Genomic DNA, 16,647 nt, shown 5'->3' with positions numbered 1-16,647 from the left:
CTGCTGTCCCTGCCCGGCTCGCCGATCCTCTACTACGGCGACGAGATCGGCATGGGCGACAACATCTGGCTCGGCGACCGCGACGCGGTGCGCACGCCCATGCAGTGGACCCCCGACCGCAACGCCGGCTTCTCCACCTGCGACCCCGGACGGCTCTACCTGCCCGCCATCATGGACCCCGTCTACGGCTACCAGGTCACCAACGTCGAGGCGTCCATGTCGTCGCCGTCCTCGCTGCTGCACTGGACGCGCCGGATGATCGAGATCCGCAAGCAGAACCCCGCGTTCGGACTGGGCACCTTCACGGAGCTGCCGTCCTCGAACCCGGCGGTCCTCGCCTTCCTGCGGGAGTACGAGGACGACCTGGTCCTGTGCGTGCACAACTTCTCCCGGTTCGCCCAGCCCACCGAACTCGATCTGCGGGTCTACGACGGCCGGCACCCGGTCGAACTGATCGGCGGGGTCCGGTTCCCGGCCATCGGCGAGCTGCCGTACCTGCTGACCCTGGCCGGACACGGCTTCTACTGGTTCCGGCTCCCCCGAGTCGCCTCCTCCATCGGCCGTCGGCGTTGAGCGTGCGGAGCCGAGGAAAGGACGCGTCACCATGACGAAGACCGCCGCCCTCCCCCGGTCCACGGCGATCACCGGTCTCGACCGGCCGCTCGCCTCGCTCGGCGGGCTGCTGCGCGACTGGCTGCCCCGGCAGCGCTGGTTCGCGGGCAAGGACCGGCCCGTCACGGATCTGTCCGTACTCTCCCTGACCGAACTCTTCCCCGGCTGTCTGCACCTGCTCGTGCACGCCGACCACTCCCCCGGCGGGGACGGCGCCCCTTCCGGCGACTGCTACCAGCTGCTGCTGGGCGTGCGCGAACAGCGCATGCCACGGCTGGAGCGGGCGTACATCGGCCGTGCCGAGGAGGGTCCGCTCGCCGGACTCGCCGTGTACGACGCGCTGCACGACCCGCACGCCGCCGAACTGCTGCTGGAGCGGCTGCGGATGCCCGGCACGGTCGGCCCGCTCCGCTTCGAGACCGCCCCGGGGGCCCGGATACCCGGTGGCCTCACGCCCCGGCTGCTGGCCGCCGAGCAGTCCAACTCCTCACTCGTGTACGGCGATTCCTACATCCTCAAGGTGTTCCGGCGGATCCAGCCCGGTGTCAACCCGGACCTGGAGGTGCCCGAAGCGCTGGCCGCGCAGGGCTGTGCCCGGGTGCCCGCGCCGGTGGCCTGGTTCCGGACCACCGAGCCGAGCCCGGCGACCCTCGGGGTGCTGCAGCCCTTCCTGCCGGACGCCGCCGACGGCTGGACCCTCGCCCTGCGCGCGCTCGCGGCCGGGGAGGACTTCGCCACCGAGGCGCACGAGCTGGGCCGGGCCACCGCGGACGTGCATCTCGCGCTCGCCACCGCCTTCCCGTCCGCCGTCCGCGACGAGCACGGCAGGACCGCACAGGCGATGTCGGTACGGCTGGAGGAGGCCGCGCACGCGGTGCCGGCCCTGCGGCCGTACGTGCCGGGGCTGCGCGGCGCGTTCGACGCGCTCGCCCGCTGCGACGCGGGTCCGCGCGCCCAGCGCATCCACGGCGACCTGCACCTCGGGCAGGTGCTGCGGGCGGACCGCGAGTGGTTCGTCATCGACTTCGAGGGCGAGCCGTCCCGGCCGCTCGCGGAGCGGCGCAGCATCCAGTCGCCGGTGCGGGACGTGGCCGGCATGCTGCGGTCCTTCGACTACGCGGCCCGGCAGCGCCACCCCTGGCGTCCCGAGTGGGCCCTGCGCTGCCGGGAGGCCTACTGCGCGGGTTACGCTGCGCGGGCCGGCTGGGATCCGCGCAAGAAGCACGCACTGCTGCGCGCCCACGAGACGGACCGCGCGGTGTACGAGGTGGTGTACGAAGCCCGGCACCGGCCGGCCTGGCTTCCGGTTCCGATGGCCGCGATCGAGCGGCTCGCCCGCTGGGGAGGCTGACCTCATGGCCCTGCGCGACTCCTTGCTTCCCGAACCCTCGGGACCGTCCCGTCCCACGGCCCCGCCGCTGGACGCCGACGCCCGCGGACGCCTGCTGGCGGGCGCCCACCACGATCCGCACGCGCTGCTGGGCGCCCACCCGGTGGACGGCGGCACCCTGGTCCGCGCGCTGCGCCCGCACGCCCGTGCGGTGAGCGTGCTCGTCGACGGGGAACGGATCCCGCTGACGCCGGAGGGCGACGGGCTCTTCGCGGCCGTGCTCCCGAACGCCGAGGCCCCCGCCTACCGGCTGCTCGTCACGTACGAGGACGGCGACGGCGCCGAGCTGGAGGTGGAGGACCCGTACCGTTTCCCGCCCGCGCTCGGCGAGTTCGACCTGCATCTGATCCGTGAGGGACGGCACGAGCAGCTGTGGAAGGCGCTCGGCGCCGAGCCGATGACCCATGACGGGGTGACCGGCACCCGGTTCACGGTGTGGGCGCCGAACGCCCAGGGCGTGCGGGTGGCCGGGGACTTCACCTGCTGGGACGGCACGCAGTACCCGATGCGCTCGCTGGGCGCGGCCGGGGTGTGGGAGCTGTTCCTGCCGGGCGTCGGCGAGGGCGACCGGTACAAGTTCGAGATCACCTCGCGGTACGGCGGCAGGTTCCTGAAGTCCGATCCGATGGCCCGCCGTACCGAGGTGCCGCCCGCGACCGCGTCGATCGTGGCGGTCTCCCGGCACGAGTGGAGCGACGCGGAGTGGATGGCGCACCGGGGCGACACGCCGGTGCACGAGGCGCCGTTCTCGGTGTACGAGGTGCACCTGCCGTCCTGGCGCCCCGGCCTGACCTACCGCGAACTGGCCGAGCAACTCCCGCGCTACGTCGGCGACCTGGGCTTCACGCACGTCGAGTTCATGCCGGTCGCCGAGCATCCCTTCGGCGGCTCCTGGGGCTACCAGGTCACCGGCTTCTACGCGCCGACGGCCCGGCTCGGCACCCCGGACGACTTCAAGTACCTGATCGACGCGCTGCACCGGGCCGGCATCGGCGTGATCATGGACTGGGTGCCGGCCCACTTCCCCAAGGACGACTGGGCGCTGGCCCGCTTCGACGGCGACCCGCTGTACGAGCCCGGGGACGACCGGCGGGCCGAGCATCCGGACTGGGGGACCTACGAGTTCGACCTGGGCCGGGTGGAGGTGCGCAACTTCCTCGTCGCCAACGCGGTGTACTGGTGCGAGGAGTTCCACATCGACGGGCTGCGGGTGGACGCGGTCGCCTCGATGCTCTACCTCGACTACTCGCGGGACTCCGGGCAGTGGACGCCGAACGTGTTCGGCGGGCGCGAGGACCTGGCCTCGGTGGCGTTCCTCCAGGAGATGAACGCGACCGTGTACCGGCGGGCGCCGGGGGTGGTGACCATCGCCGAGGAGTCCACCGCGTGGGACGGCGTGACCCGGCCGACCGACAGCGGCGGTCTCGGGTTCGGCCTGAAGTGGAACATGGGCTGGATGCACGACTCGCTCGAGTACATCCAGCACAAGCCCGTGCACCGCAAGTACCACCACGACGAGATGACCTTCTCGATGGTCTACGCGTACAGCGAGAACTACGTGCTGCCCATCTCCCACGACGAAGTGGTGCACGGGAAACAGGCCCTGGTGTCCAAGATGCCCGGGGACTGGTGGCAGCAACGCGCCAATCACCGCGCCTATCTGGGCTTCATGTGGGCCCATCCCGGCAAACAACTGCTCTTCATGGGGCAGGAGTTCGCCCAGGGCGGCGAGTGGTCGGAGGCCCACGGCCCCGACTGGTGGCTGCTGGACCCGGCCTACGGCGCCGAAGCCGATCACCGGGGTGTCCGGGATCTGGTCCGCGATCTCAATTCCGTGTACCGCACACGCCCCGCGCTGTGGCAGCGGGACACCGATCCGGCGGGGTTCCAGTGGGTCGTGGGCGACGCGGCCGAGGACAACGTCTTCGCCTTCCTGAGGTTCGATGCCGAGGCCCGGCCCCTGCTGGCGGTCTCCAACCTCTCCCCCGTGGTCCGTCCCGACTACCGGCTGAGCGTGCCCGGCCGGGCCGTCGTGTGGCGCGAGATCCTGAACACCGACAGCGCGCGGTACGGCGGCGGGGACGTCGTCAGCCGCGGGCCGCTGCTGGCCGACGAGGGCGCCGTACGGCTGACGCTGCCGCCGCTCGGCACGGTGTGGCTGGAGCCCGTCGTCCCGTAGGCCGCCGGAAGGGCCGGCACGTGTCCGGGCGGCCGGGCCTGGGCAGTTCGGGGTGAAAGACCCCGCCGCGCCCGGTCGCGGCCCGGCCGGAGGGCGGTCCTCGGTGCTGCGTACCGTCGGAGTGGAGGAAGAACTTCTGCTGGTGCACCCGGACAGCGGGGAGCCGATGTCCCGGTCGGCGGCCCTCCTGGACCGGGCCGCGCTGGACGATCCCGGGCAGGCCGTGTTCCAGAAGGAACTGTTCGGGCAGATGCTGGAGCTGGCCACCAGCCCGCAGCGGCACATGGCGGACCTCGGCGCGGAGATCGCCCGCTGCCGCAAGGAGGCGGCCCGGCTCGCCGGGGAGATCGGCTGCGCGGTGGCGGCGCTCGCCACCTGCCCGCTGCCGGTCACGCCCGCGCTCAGCGCGCACGAGCGGTACCGGTGGATGGCCGGGCGGTTCGGCAGCGCCACGCTGGACCAGTTCGTGTGCGGCTGCCACGTCCACGTGTCGGTGGAGTCCGACGAGGAGGGCGTCGCGGTCCTCGACCGGCTGCGGCCGTGGCTTCCGGTGCTGCGCGCGCTGAGCGCCAACTCGCCGTTCTGGCAGGGCCGGGACACCGGTTACGCCAGCTTCCGCAGCCGGCTGTGGTCGCGCGGCCCGTCGGCCGGCCCCACCGAGCTGTTCGGTTCGGCGGCGGCCTACCGGCGCCGGGTCGCGGACATGGTGGCCAGCGAAGTCATCCTCGACGCGGGGATGGTCTACTTCGACGCCCGGCTGGCCGTGCACTACCCGACGGTGGAGATCCGGGTGTCCGACGTCTGCCTGCGGGCCGACACCACCGTCCTGATCGCCACCCTCGCGCGGGCCCTGGTGGAGACGGCCGCCCGCGACTGGCGGGCGGGCCGGCCGCCGCCGGACCACAGTGTGAGCATGCTGCGGCTGGCCTCCTGGCAGGCCGCCCGCTCCGGGCTGGAGCAGGAACTGCTCGATCCGGTGGCCATGCGGCCCCGGCCGGCCGCCGAGGTGGTGGACGCGCTGCTGGCGTACACCGCGGACGCGCTCGCCGGCAGCGGCGACACCAGCGGGGTGGAGGAGGCCGTCGCACAGCTGCTGTCCAGGGGAACCGGAGCCGGTGAGCAGCGCGCGCTGCTGGAGCGCACGGGCAGTCTGCGGGAGGTCGTCCTCGACTGCGTCCGCCGCACGCAGGGGTGACCACTGGTCACTGCGAGGAACCGAGTTGACCGTTCCTGACACGGACCGCGTTCTGCTGGGCTAGATTCGACCAGCGTCGACAACAGTACCGATCGGGAGGGTCACCCTCCGTACAACCTGGAGCAGCGCATGCGCGACTACGCCCTCGCTCCGACTACCGCTTCGACCCTGACCGGCGGGCTCGCCGACAGCATCTTCGAGACGGCGGACCGGAACCCCACCCTGCCGGTGCTGGCGCGCCGGCCCGACACCGCCGCCGCGGGCTGGGAGGAGATCACCGCGGTCGAACTGCGCGACGAAGTGGTCGATCTGGCCAAGGGTCTGATCGCGTCGGGTATCTCGCCCGGTCACCGGGTCGCCATGATGGCGCGGACCCGGTACGAGTGGACGGTGTTCTGCCTGGCGCTGTGGTCGGTGGGCGCCGAGGTGGTGCCGATCCATCCGACCGCCGCCCGGGACCAGGTGGAGTGGATCCTGCGGGACGCCCGCTGCGTGGCCGTGGTCGTCGAGGACGAGCCGGCGGTGATGACCGTCGGTACGGTCTGCCAGGGGCTGCCGGGCCTCAAGCACGTCTGGCAGCTGGACGCGGGAGCGGTGCCCGCGCTGGTGCAGCAGGGCGCCCTCGTCCCGCTGACCACGGTGGAGTCGCTGCGGCGGATCGTGATGCCGGACTCGACGGCGGCCATCACCTACACCTCCGGCACCTCGGGCCGTCCGCTGGGCTGCGCGCTGAGCCACCGCGGCCTGGCGTACCCGTGCGACACCCTGCTGGCGGGCTGGGGGCACACCGCCGCGCTCCCCGGCGAACAGGCCTCCGTCCTCGCGTACCTGCCGTTCTCGCACGTGTACGGCCTGATGGTGATGGTGATCTGCCTGCGCGGCGGGATCCTGATGGGCCACGAGCCGGAGATGACGGAGAACGCGCTGGCGTCGGCGCTGCGCAGCTTCCGGCCGACCTACCTGTACGCCGTGCCCTCGGTGCTGGAGAAGCTCTACAAGACGTTCCTGCGCACCGCGCACCAGCACGGCCGGGGCGCCCTGTTCGAGCGGGCCGTGGACACCGCGCGGGAATTCGCCTCCGCCCAGGAACGGCAGCGGCTGGGCACCGGCGCCGGGCCGGGTCTCGAACTGCGGCTCCAGCACGCCCTGTACGAGCGGACGGTGTACCGCAAGTTGCGGTCCGTGCTCGGCGGGCGGGTGCTGCGGGCCACGTCCGGCGGGTCCTCGCTCAGCCGCGAACTCACCCTGTTCTTCGAGGGCATCGGCATTCTCGTGCACGACGGCTACGGACTGACCGAGTCCAGCGGCGGGATCACCATGCAGCCGCTGGGCCGCGAGAAGTCCGGGACGGTCGGCCGGGCCCTGCCCGGCATCCAGATCCAGGTCGCCGACGACGGCGAGATCCTGGTGCGCGGACCGTCCGTGTTCCAGGGGTACGTCGGTGACAACTACGCGACCCGTGCCGCGCTGCGCGGCGGCTGGCTGGCCACCGGGGACATCGGACGGCTCGACCCCGAGGGCTATCTGACCATCACGGGCCGCAAGAAGGACGTCATCATCACCAGCAGCGGCAAGAGCGTGGCGCCGGCCCCGCTGGAGCAGCGGCTGCGGATGCATCCGCTGGTGCACCAGGCGGTGGTGGTCGGCGACGACCGGCCCTGCGTGGGCGCGCTGCTCACCCTGGACCCGGACTTCCTCGCGCACTGGCGCGGCGCCCTGTCGCTGCCGGGCGACGCGCCGGGCCGGGAGGCGCGTGAGGAGAACGCGCTGCGGGAGGAGATCGCGCGGGCCATCGCGTCCGCCAACAGCACGGTCTCCCGTTCCGAGTCGATCCGGGTCTACCGGGTGCTCCAGGAGCCGTTCGCCCCGGACAACGGCATGCTCACACCGTCGATGAAGCTGCGCCGGGACGCGATAGCGCGGCACTACGCGGCCGAGATCGACGCCATGTACCAGGCCCGTTCACGGGCCGCCCACCGGCCGGGCGCGGCGGAGCCGGCGGACTGGGACGAGGCGGACGACGTGTTCCGCTGAACCCCGCACGCGTATCCGGGGCGGCAGGGGGAACTCGCCGCGAGGGGAGTTCCGACACAGATGACGGCCCTGATCCCCGAGGGCCGGGAGAGACGACATGGCGACCGGGCCACGGCGCGACCCCAGATCCTCCCCGGAGGAGACCCTCGAACGGACGGTCTCCTTCCCCGGGGAGCTGCGCAACGTCACCGGTGCCCGGCTGGCCGCGGACGGCTATCTGGCCGACCTGTGCCGGACCTCGCCGCCGACCGCCCCGGAGTGCTGGGACGACATCCTGCTGGTGGTGACGGAACTGGCCGCGAACGTCGTCCAGTACGCGCCGGGCCCCTTCGAACTGCGGATGCGGCGCACGTACGACGGGGTCCACTTCACCATGCACGACACCAGCCAGGTGCAGCCCGAGCCGCGGCCCTTCCATCCGCGGCACGGCGGCGGCGGTGTCGGCTGGCACCTGCTGCACACCCTGTGCGACCAGGTCAGCGTGGTCGTCACCGACACCGGCAAGGACATCCACGTCTTCCTGCCCTGGTGAGCCGCGGGCGCGGTCACCCGGGGCGGTGGGCGACCACCCCGAACATCGTCACGGACATGTGCAGCGCTCCGCGCTCGCCGGCCTCCGCGAGGTCGGCGTACAGGGTGTCGCGCTGCTGCTCGGTGAGGGCTCCGGTGCGCACGGCGGACTCGCCGAGCATCCGGATCAGCGGCCAGGCGACCGTGCGGTGGTCCTGCAGCAGCGCCTGCGAGCCGCGGTCGTCCACCACGAACCCGGCCGCGCTGAGCTGGCCGACCAGGCGGCGCCCGGAGTAGGGGTTGGCGCCCTGCAGGGCGGCGCCGGTCAGGGCGTGCACGACCGCCGGGTCGCCGGGGTGCAGCACCGTGGTCCCCCAGTCGGTGTCCAGCAACGCCACCCGGCCGCCCGGCCGCAGGACCCGCGCCATCTCGGCGACGGCCAGGTCGGGGTCGGCCAGGTGCTGGAGGACCCGTTCGCACCACACCAGGTCCATCGAGGCGTCGGGCACCGGCAGCGCGGCCGCCTCGCCGTGCACGAAACGGACCCGGCTGCCCGGTGAGCGCTCCTCGGCGACCGCCCGCAGGCTCGGGTTCGGCTCGACGCCGATCGCGACGCCTTCCGGGCCGAGCGCCGCGGCCAGCGTCCGGGTCTGCGAGCCGGTGCCGGAACCGACGTCGAGCAGGCGCTCACCGAGCCGTACCGCCAGCGCCTCCTCGGCCCAGGCGCGCAGCCGCCGTACGCCCGGGTTGGCGTCCTGGGAGTCCAGGGCGCCGACCAGCGGGGCCACGCGGTCGGGGTCGATGTGCCGCTGCTGGAAGCCCGTTCCGGGCTGGGTCTGCGCCATGGCGGGCACTCTACTGGCGTACGTGATCGCCGCGGGCGGCCTTGGACCGGACAGAAGTCCGGCGCATATCCGTGCGACAGCCGGTTACTCCTCTTGATCGAGGGGCATGCTGGAGCCCATGCGTTCGTCTGCCTGCGCCGCCCGGCTGGCGGAACGGCGCCGGGCACGGTGGGATCGGACTGGTGCGAGGCAAGCGTTCCAGGGCATGCGAACGGCGTGACCCGGCCCCTGGAGCAACGGAAAGGGATGGACACCGTGACACGACCCAGGATCCTGGTGGTGGGAGCCGGCTTCGCCGGAGTGGGCTGCGTCCGCCGCCTCGAACGCAAACTCGCCCCCGACGAGGCCGACGTCACCCTGGTGTCGCCGACCTCCTACCAGCTGTATCTGCCCCTGCTGCCGCAGGTCGCCTCGGGCGTGCTGACGCCCCAGTCGATCGCCGTGTCGCTGCGCCGCAGCAAGCGGTACCGCACCCGGATCCTGCCGGGCGGCGCCATCGGCGTGGACCTCAAGTCCAAGGTGTGCGTGGTGCGCACCATCACCGACCAGGTGGTGAACGAGCGGTACGACTACATCGTGCTGGCGCCGGGCAGCGTCACCCGGACCTTCGACATCCCGGGTCTGACCGAGCACGCCTTCGGCATGAAGACGCTGGCCGAGGCCGCCTACGTCCGTGACCACGTCATCTCCCAGCTCGACCTGGCGGACGCCAGCGACGACCCGGCCGAGCGGGCCGCGCGGCTCCAGTTCGTGGTGGTGGGCGGCGGCTACGCGGGCACCGAGACCGCGGCCTGCCTGCAGCGGCTCACGCACGCCGCGCTGCACCGCTACCCGAACCTCGACCCGAAGCTGATCAAGTGGCATCTGATCGACATCGCGCCGAAGCTGATGCCGGAGCTGGGCGACAAGCTCGGCCGCAGCGCCCAGGAGATCCTGAGCCGCCGGGGCATCGAGATCTCCCTCGGGGTGTCCATCGCGAAGGCGGGCGCCGAGGAGGTCACCTTCACCGACGGCCGGGTGGTGCCCACCCACACGCTGATCTGGACGGCCGGCGTGGTGGCCAGCCCGCTGATCGCCACCCTGGGCGCCGAGACGGTCCGGGGCCGGCTCGCCGTCGACGCCGAGATGACCCTGCCGGGCCACGACGGGGTGTTCGCGCTCGGTGACGCGGCCGCCGTCCCGGACAAGGCCAAGCACGAGCCCGGCGCGGTCTGCCCGCCGACCGCGCAGCACGCCATGCGGCAGGGCAAGGTGGTCGCCGACAACGTCATCGCGACCCTGCGCAACAAGCCGCTCCAGCCGTACGTGCACAAGGACCTGGGGCTCGTGGTGGACCTCGGCGGCAAGGACGCGGTCTCCAAGCCGCTGGGCATCGAACTGCGCGGCCTGCCCGCCCAGGCGGTGGCCCGCGGCTACCACTGGTCGGCGCTGCGCACCAACGTGGCCAAGACCCGGGTGGCGACCAACTGGCTGCTGAACGCGCTGGCCGGCGACGACTTCGTCCGTACCGGCTTCCAGTCCCGCACGCCGGCCCGGCTCAAGGACTTCGAGTACACCAACACCTATCTCACCCCGGAGCAGGTCAGGGCCCGTGTCGAGGGCTCCGGCGACACGACGGTCTGACGCGGGGAGCGGCCCGGTGAGCACGACGGGGCGGTCGGTGCGGGCGGAGGTCCGTGGGCGGCTCGCGGCGGCCGACCCCGGCCTGCTCCGGTTCACCGCCGGGCTGCGCACGGTCCTCGCCATCGCGGCCACCCTCGCCGTGCTGGCCGCCCTGCGGTTCGACGTGTCCCATCTGGTGGCGGGCGCCATCGCGGCGATGGTCGCCACCTTCGCGATCCGGGAGAAGGGGCGGTCCCAGCAGGCCGTCACGCTCGCCCTGGGCCTGCCGGTGGCGCTGGTCTCGATGTCCCTGGGCGCGCTGCTCAACCAGCGGGTCGTCGTCGGCGACCTGTTCTTCGTGGCGCTCATCTACTGCGCCGTCTACAGCCGCCGGTTCGGCGACCGGGGCACGGCGCTGGGGCTGATCGGCTTCCAGATCTACTTCGCGTCGCTGTTCGTGCACGCGACCGCGCCCGCGCTGCCCGGCCTGTACGTGGTGATCGCGGTCGCCTTCGGCAGCGCGGCGCTGGCCCGGTTCGTGCTGGTGCCGCAGACGCCCGCGGGCATCCTGGACCGGCTGCGGCGGGCCTTCCGCGGGCGGTTCGCGCAGTTGGTCGCGGCGCAGGCGGAGTTGCTCGACGCCGGACCCGACGAGCTGGACAAGGTGGTGGAGGAGGTCCGGGTCAGGACGGCCCGGCTGCACGAGACGGCCCTGCTGATCCAGGGCCGGCTGCCGGACGGCACCGACGACGAGGCGGTGGCCCGGCTGCTGCAGCGCCGGATCGCGGACGCCGAGATCGCCGCCGAACGGCTCGGGCTGATGCTGCTCACCGCGCGCAGCGCCCGCCGGGCGGACACCCTCACCCTGCATCTGCCCGGTGTCCACCTGGCCTCCCCGCCTCCGCTGCCCGCCCGGGACGAGGCGCTGGACCGGCTGCGCCTGGATCTGGAGGCGCTGCGGCTGCTGGTGCTGCGGCCGGTGGGCCCGCGGCCGGGGGCCGCGCTGTCCGTGCTGCGCAACCGGCTGCTCGGCTACCGCGAGGAGGAGAACCTACCGGCCGCCGATCCCGCCGTGCAGGACGTCTTCCGGGGCGTCGGCGAGGCCGCGCGGGCGGTCCTCGGGCTGCGGATCGCGCTGGACGGGCCGCAGGACGAGTCCGACGACACCCCGGCCACGTCCCGGTCGCGCGAGGAACTGGACGCCGAGGACGCGGCCATCGAGGTGGCCGAGGAGAAGGAGACGGGAACCGAGGAGCCCACCGGGCTGCGCCGGCCCACCACGCGGGCCGCGGTGCAGGTGGCCGTCGGGTCGTCGCTGGCCATCGTGGGCGGCGAGTTCCTGTCCGCGCAGCGCTGGTACTGGGCGGTGCTGACCTGCTGGATCGTGTTCCTCAACACCGCGTCCACCGGCGAGATCCTGGTGAAGGGCTACCGGCGGCTGCTGGGCACGGTCCTCGGCGTGGTGGCCGGCATCGGGCTGGCGGGACTGGTCGGGCACCACACCTGGACGGCCTTCGGGCTGGTCCTGCTGTTCGTCTTCGCGATGTTCTACTCGGCGCCGCTGTCGTACACCCTGATGTCGTTCTTCGTGACGGCGATGCTGGGCCTGCTGTACACGCTGCTCAACACGTACAGCCTGGACGTCCTGGTGCTGCGGATCGGGGAGACGGCGCTGGGCGCGGTGTGCGGGGTGATCGCGGCGGCCGTGGTGCTGCCGGTGCACACCGACCGCCGTACCGACGAGCTGCTGGTGACCACGCTGGACCGGCTGGCCGACGTGACCCGCGCCGCCACCGACCAGTTGAGCGGGGCGCCGCCGGCCGACCTGGTGGAGAAGGCCCGTGACCTCGACCAGGCGCTGGCCGACCTGCGGGCGGCGGTGCAGCCGCTGACGCATCCGATCACCCCGTTGCGGTCCCGCCGGGACACCGCGCGGTACCTGGTGGCGCTCCTGGAGACGTGCGCCTATCACGCGCGGTCCCTGGCGGCCACGGCCGAGCTGCTGCCGACGCATCCGGCGATCGCGGCGGATCCGCGGCTGCGCGGGGCCGGGCGGCGGATCGTGCACAACATCGAGGCGATCGCCGCCCAGGTCGACGGCGGGCGGCCCGCCGCCGAGATCGAGACGGGCCCCAGCATCGCGGCGATGCTGGAGCCGGGTACGCTGCGCGCGCCGCGCTACGGCCGGGTGACCGACCGGGTGCTGCGGCACCTGCAGCGCCTCGACGAGGCGGTGGCGGGCCTGGGCCGGCCCCTGAAGGTGCCGGTGCGGACGCCCGCCGCCTGACGGCGGGCGGTCACGGCCGGCCGAGGGCCTCGGCGCGGACCCGGGCGCAGCTGCGGGTGATGAGGCGGGAGACGTGCATCTGGGAGATGCCGAGGCTCTCCGCGATGCTGCTCTGGGTCATGTCCTCGAAGAAGCGCATGTATGGGTCATGTCCTCGAAGAAGCGCATGTAGAGGATGGCGCGTTCCCGTTCGGGCAGCCGGCGCAGGCCTTCCCTGGCCGCCTCCCGGTCCACGACGGTGTCGTAGGACCCGTCGGAGTCCCCGAGGGTGTCGGCGAGGCTGTATCCGTCCTCGCCGGCGGCGAGTTCGGCGTCCAGGGACAGCGTGCTGAAGCTCTCCAGCGCCTCCATCCCCGCGTTGACCTCGTCCTCGGTCAGGCCGGTGTGGGCGGCGACGTCGGCGACGGAGGGTTCGGGGCTGCCGGGGTTCTCGGTGAGTTCGCGGCGGGCGACCCGGACCCGGTTGCGCAGTTCCTGGACCCGGCGGGGGACCCGAAGCGCCCACATGCGGTCGCGGAAGTGCCGCTTGACCTCGCCGGTGATGGTGGGCACCGCGTAGCTCTCGAAGGCGCCGCGGGAGGGGTCGTAGCGGTCGACGGCCTTGACCAGGCCGAGCGCGGCGACCTGGCGCAGGTCCTCGATGTTCTCGCCGCGGTCGCGGAAGCGCCCGGCGATGCGGTGCGCCATCGGCAGCCAGGCGGCGACCAGTTCGTCGCGCAGGGCGTCCCGTTCGGGGCCGTCGCCGAGGTCGGCGAGCCGGGCGAAGGGGGCGGCGGTGTCGGGGGCGTCGTCGTGGGAGTGGCGGGACGGGGTGTGCGTGCTGCGGCCGGGCGTGCGGGGGCGGCTGTTCGACAAGTCGGTGAGCATGCGGAATCGCTCCTGAACTGTGGGTTCCAGGGCATCACCGGAACGTGGTTCCGGGACTCGACCCGAACTGCTGTGTCAGAGTCGCCGCGGGAACTCCGCCCGGACCACGTCGCGGGCCCGGGGCGGTCGGTCCGCTCCCACTGGCGCGCGCCTCCGGTCCGAAGCACGACAGTCCGCCTGCCCCTGGTCTCCCGGCGCAAACACCGCCGGGAGAAATCCGGTCCGCCGGTTCAACTCAGCGACAGGACCGCCGTGATGCGCTTGCCGCCGCGGGGCAGCCCGGCGACCTCCACGTCCCGGGCCAGCCGGCAGACGATGGGCCAGCCCCGGCCGCCGGGCCGGTCGTCGTCTGCTTCGCCGGGAATCCGCTCGGTCACCGGCATGGCGTCACTGCGGTCGCTGACCGAGACGCGCAGCGCGCATCCCTCGACGTCCACGTCGAAGCCGGTGATCCCGCCGCCGTGCACGATGGCGTTGGTGGTCAGTTCCGAGGTGACGAGCAGGGCGTCGTCCAGGGCCGTGGCGGCGCACGGCGGGGCCTGCCGGGCGAGCGCGCCGCGGACCGCTCTGCGGGCGTCGGAGGGCCGTAGTGACGGCCGGTGGGGGTCGGTGGGTATCACCACTGATTCGGTCCGGAACTTCTTGCGCATCCCTTCGCTCCCTGCGTGGTGGACCGGTTGGATGGAAGGGCCCGTCCGCACGGGTCTCTCCTCTTCGCCTCACCCGTCGAGGCGGCGGCCAAACACATTCGCGGGGCACGAGGGCTTCCCCGAGTGAAACAGGTCACGTAGCCTGTTCCCAGGTACCCGAGATCGCCCCCGATGGTTTAGCGTTCATCCATCAGTGGCGGAGGAGTCGACGTCAGGTCCTCCCCGCGCCACCGCTTGACGGCCCTGGCTGGCCTCCCCCGTCCAGCCAGGGCTTTTTAACGTCCGGACGGCGCCCTGAGGCGATTCTCATGCCCTCCGAGGTGCCCGGCGCGGCGGCGGCGGCTCAAATGGGTGTAGGGAATGCCCCCGTACCCTCGCCGGCGAGGAGCCCCGCGCCATGACCAAAGCCATCAAACTCCTGACCGCGCTGCCGCAGGCACAGCGCGAGCGCCTCATGGAACTGGCCGAGGAGGTCTCCTTCGCCGAGGACACCCGCATCTTCGAGGCCGGCGGCACCGCGGACCGCTTCTGGGTGATCCGCTCGGGAGCGGTCAACCTGGACCAGGAGGTGACGTCCCGCAAGCGGGTCACCGTCGCCACCCTGGGCGCCGGCGACCTGCTCGGCTGGTCATGGCTGTTCCCGCCGTACGCCTGGGACTTCGGGGCGATGGCCTTCAGCCAGGTGCGGGCCTACGAGTACGACGCCGCGGCCGTGCTCGCGCTGTGCGTGGAGGATCCGCTGCTGGGACTCTCCCTGGTGCGGACCGTCGCCGAGATCCTCGCCAGCCGCCTGGAGGTCACCCGCGGCAAGCTGCTGGACGCGTACGTGGGGCGCCGGCCCGCCTAGGGCCTGTCTGACAATTCCCGTCTGCCACGCGACGCCATGCACGCTCCCCCACTGCCTGAAGGGCGTGGGAGGTGCCCCCACTCGCCGCACCGGGCGCAGACCCGAGTACGTCCAGTACGAGGGTCCACGCCCGGCACTCCCCCAGCCTTCGGCCGGGGGACCCCCAGAGCACGCACCTGACGCCGCGCGGCCGCCCTCCGGGCGACGACGGGAATTGTCAGACAGGCCCTAGGACGCGGGGCGAACGTCCCACCCGCCGCGCTCCGGGCGGACGACGGGACGTGCGCGACCCGCCCCGGGGGTCAGATGCGGTAGCGGCGCAGGGCGGGCACCGCGGCGGCCAGGAACAGCATCACCGCCACGACCAGCAGTCCGCCGCCCGCGACGGCGGCACGCGGCCCGAACACGGACCCCATGGTGCCGTGCAGCACGTCGGCGAGGCGCGGGCCGCCCGCGACCACCACCGTGAACACGCCCTGCATCCGGCCGCGCATCTCGTCGGTCGCGGCGGACAGCAGGATCGCGCCCCGGAAGACCATCGAGACCATGTCGGCGACCCCCGCGGCGGCCAGGAACGCGACCGCCACCCAGAGATTGCGGCTCAGCCCGAACCCGGCGACCGCCGCTCCCCAGCCGACCACCGCGCCGATCACCATCCAGCCGTGCCTGCGGGCCCGCGAGAACGTGCCGGAGAAGAGCCCGCCGAGCACCGCGCCGACCGGGATCGCCGCGAACAGCAGGCCGAGCGCCAGCCCTTCGCCCCAGGAGCCGTAGGTCTCGGCGGCCAGCTGCGGGAACAGGGCGCGGGGCATGCCGAAGACCATGGCGATGATGTCGGCCACGAACGACAGCAGCAGCACCTTGTGCATCGAGATGTACCGGAACCCCGCGACGATCTCCCGCACGCCGGCCCTCCGCGCCGCCGCACCGGCCAGCGGCGGCAGGGCGGGCAGCCGGTAGACCGCCCACACCGTGACGCACAGCGCCAGCGCGTCGATCAGGTACAGCTCGGGCAGGCCGATGACCGGGATCAGGGCACCGGCCAGCAGCGGCCCGATCACCTGCCCGGTCTGCATGACCGTCGAGCCGAGGGCGTTGGCCGCGGGCAGCTGCCCCTCGGGGACCAGGCGCGCTATGGAGGCCGTCCGGGCCGGCGCGTTCAGCCCCCAGAACGCCTGCTGCATGGCCAGCAGGACCATGAGGGCGGCCACCGACTCCAGGCCGGTGACGGCCTGGAGCCAGAACAGCAGCGAGGTGACGGCGATGCCGCAGTTGGTGATCAGCAGCAGCTTGCGGCGGTCCATCGCGTCGGCGACCGCGCCGCCCCACAGGGCGAAGACGATGAGCGGCAGCAGGCCGGCGAGGCTCGCGGCGCCGACCCAGGCCGAGGACCCGGTGATGTCGTAGATCTGCTTGGGCACGGCCACCGCGGTGAGCTGGCTGCCGACCGAGGTGACGATCGTCGAGGTCCACAGCCGCCGGTAGGCCGGGATGGCCAGGGGGCGGGTGTCCATCGCCCAGCGCCGCCAGCCCCGCCGCGGCGGAGGCGGGGACGCCGCGGTGTCCTCGGGGGGCTGTATGCCGGACTGGGTGCCGCTCTCGCTGGTGTCCACGGAGTTCCTGGTGTCC

General features: G+C 73.0%; 12 protein-coding genes and 1 pseudogene. 9 read left to right on the top strand and 4 right to left on the bottom strand.

The window, feature by feature from the left end:
- The 6 genes from ACIQOE_RS23250 to ACIQOE_RS23225 form a co-directional block, all read left to right on the top strand.
- Positions 1-573 (top strand): alpha-glucosidase C-terminal domain-containing protein (locus ACIQOE_RS23250; protein WP_401413378.1); only part of this gene is annotated, 573 nt, incomplete at its 5' end.
- A 31-nt stretch (positions 574-604) separates the two neighbouring features.
- Positions 605-1,963 carry a maltokinase gene (locus tag ACIQOE_RS23245; RefSeq protein ID WP_401413376.1) on the top strand — a complete coding sequence of 453 codons (1,359 nt, stop codon included), beginning with the start codon at positions 605-607 and terminating at the stop codon, positions 1,961-1,963.
- Positions 1,964-1,967: 4 nt separating this feature from the next.
- Positions 1,968-4,181 (top strand): 1,4-alpha-glucan branching enzyme, encoded by a 2,214-nt coding sequence (gene glgB / locus ACIQOE_RS23240; RefSeq protein WP_401413374.1) that lies wholly within the window; start codon positions 1,968-1,970, stop codon positions 4,179-4,181.
- A 106-nt stretch (positions 4,182-4,287) separates the two neighbouring features.
- The gene (locus tag ACIQOE_RS23235; protein WP_362648039.1) at positions 4,288-5,376 is read left to right on the top strand and encodes a glutamate--cysteine ligase; all 1,089 of its coding nucleotides are present in this window, start codon (positions 4,288-4,290) and stop codon (positions 5,374-5,376) included.
- A 129-nt stretch (positions 5,377-5,505) separates the two neighbouring features.
- The gene (locus tag ACIQOE_RS23230; RefSeq protein ID WP_401413372.1) at positions 5,506-7,410 is read left to right on the top strand and encodes an AMP-dependent synthetase/ligase; all 1,905 of its coding nucleotides are present in this window, start codon (positions 5,506-5,508) and stop codon (positions 7,408-7,410) included.
- Positions 7,411-7,507: 97 nt separating this feature from the next.
- Entirely contained in the window at positions 7,508-7,942 is a 435-nt protein-coding gene (locus tag ACIQOE_RS23225) for an ATP-binding protein (RefSeq protein ID WP_351324333.1), read from the top strand.
- Positions 7,943-7,955: 13 nt separating this feature from the next.
- Here the strand turns inward: ACIQOE_RS23225 and ACIQOE_RS23220 are convergent, their stop codons facing one another.
- Entirely contained in the window at positions 7,956-8,765 is an 810-nt protein-coding gene (locus tag ACIQOE_RS23220) for a methyltransferase domain-containing protein (RefSeq protein ID WP_351324331.1), read from the bottom strand.
- Positions 8,766-9,011: 246 nt separating this feature from the next.
- Between ACIQOE_RS23220 and ACIQOE_RS23215 the strand changes: the two genes are divergently transcribed.
- The gene (locus ACIQOE_RS23215; protein WP_351324329.1) at positions 9,012-10,388 is read left to right on the top strand and encodes an NAD(P)/FAD-dependent oxidoreductase; all 1,377 of its coding nucleotides are present in this window, start codon (positions 9,012-9,014) and stop codon (positions 10,386-10,388) included.
- A gap of 16 nt (positions 10,389-10,404) precedes the next feature.
- A complete protein-coding gene (locus ACIQOE_RS23210; RefSeq protein ID WP_365560197.1) occupies positions 10,405-12,654 on the top strand; it encodes an FUSC family protein in 2,250 nt (749 codons plus the stop codon).
- 10 nt (positions 12,655-12,664) lie between these two features.
- Here ACIQOE_RS23210 and ACIQOE_RS23205 read toward each other — a convergent pair.
- A pseudogene (locus tag ACIQOE_RS23205) lies at positions 12,665-13,521 on the bottom strand (SigB/SigF/SigG family RNA polymerase sigma factor).
- A gap of 230 nt (positions 13,522-13,751) precedes the next feature.
- Complete coding sequence (locus ACIQOE_RS23200; RefSeq protein ID WP_362647898.1) at positions 13,752-14,171, bottom strand: ATP-binding protein; 420 nt, start codon at positions 14,169-14,171, stop codon at positions 13,752-13,754.
- A gap of 397 nt (positions 14,172-14,568) precedes the next feature.
- Here ACIQOE_RS23200 and ACIQOE_RS23195 point away from each other — a divergent pair, with 397 nt between their 5' ends.
- Positions 14,569-15,018, top strand: coding sequence for a cyclic nucleotide-binding domain-containing protein (locus tag ACIQOE_RS23195; RefSeq protein ID WP_351324322.1), 450 nt, complete (start codon positions 14,569-14,571; stop codon positions 15,016-15,018).
- A 302-nt stretch (positions 15,019-15,320) separates the two neighbouring features.
- Here ACIQOE_RS23195 and ACIQOE_RS23190 read toward each other — a convergent pair whose 3' ends face one another.
- The gene (locus ACIQOE_RS23190) at positions 15,321-16,631 is read right to left on the bottom strand and encodes an MFS transporter (RefSeq protein ID WP_401413368.1); all 1,311 of its coding nucleotides are present in this window, start codon (positions 16,629-16,631) and stop codon (positions 15,321-15,323) included.
- Positions 16,632-16,647 lie beyond the last annotated feature (16 nt).

It is taken from the genome of Streptomyces sp. NPDC091282, assembly GCF_044757385.1.
Lineage (GTDB): Bacteria > Actinomycetota > Actinomycetes > Streptomycetales > Streptomycetaceae > Streptomyces > Streptomyces gramineus.
Note: the sequence above shows the minus strand (reverse complement) of the source record. Positions and strands in the feature narration are given on the sequence as shown.

Bases quoted from the DNA above. Each gene is read 5' to 3' on its own strand.
- ACIQOE_RS23215 (WP_351324329.1), top strand. From the start codon at position 9,012: ATGGACACCGTGACACGACCCAGGATCCTGGTGGTGGGAGCCGGCTTC.
- glgB (WP_401413374.1), top strand. From the start codon at position 1,968: ATGGCCCTGCGCGACTCCTTGCTTCCCGAACCCTCGGGACCGTCCCGT.
- ACIQOE_RS23195 (WP_351324322.1), top strand. From the start codon at position 14,569: ATGACCAAAGCCATCAAACTCCTGACCGCGCTGCCGCAGGCACAGCGC.
- ACIQOE_RS23245 (WP_401413376.1), top strand. From the start codon at position 605: ATGACGAAGACCGCCGCCCTCCCCCGGTCCACGGCGATCACCGGTCTC.
- ACIQOE_RS23230 (WP_401413372.1), top strand. From the start codon at position 5,506: ATGCGCGACTACGCCCTCGCTCCGACTACCGCTTCGACCCTGACCGGC.
- ACIQOE_RS23220 (WP_351324331.1), bottom strand. From the start codon at position 8,765: ATGGCGCAGACCCAGCCCGGAACGGGCTTCCAGCAGCGGCACATCGAC.
- ACIQOE_RS23225 (WP_351324333.1), top strand. From the start codon at position 7,508: ATGGCGACCGGGCCACGGCGCGACCCCAGATCCTCCCCGGAGGAGACC.
- ACIQOE_RS23200 (WP_362647898.1), bottom strand. From the start codon at position 14,171: ATGCGCAAGAAGTTCCGGACCGAATCAGTGGTGATACCCACCGACCCC.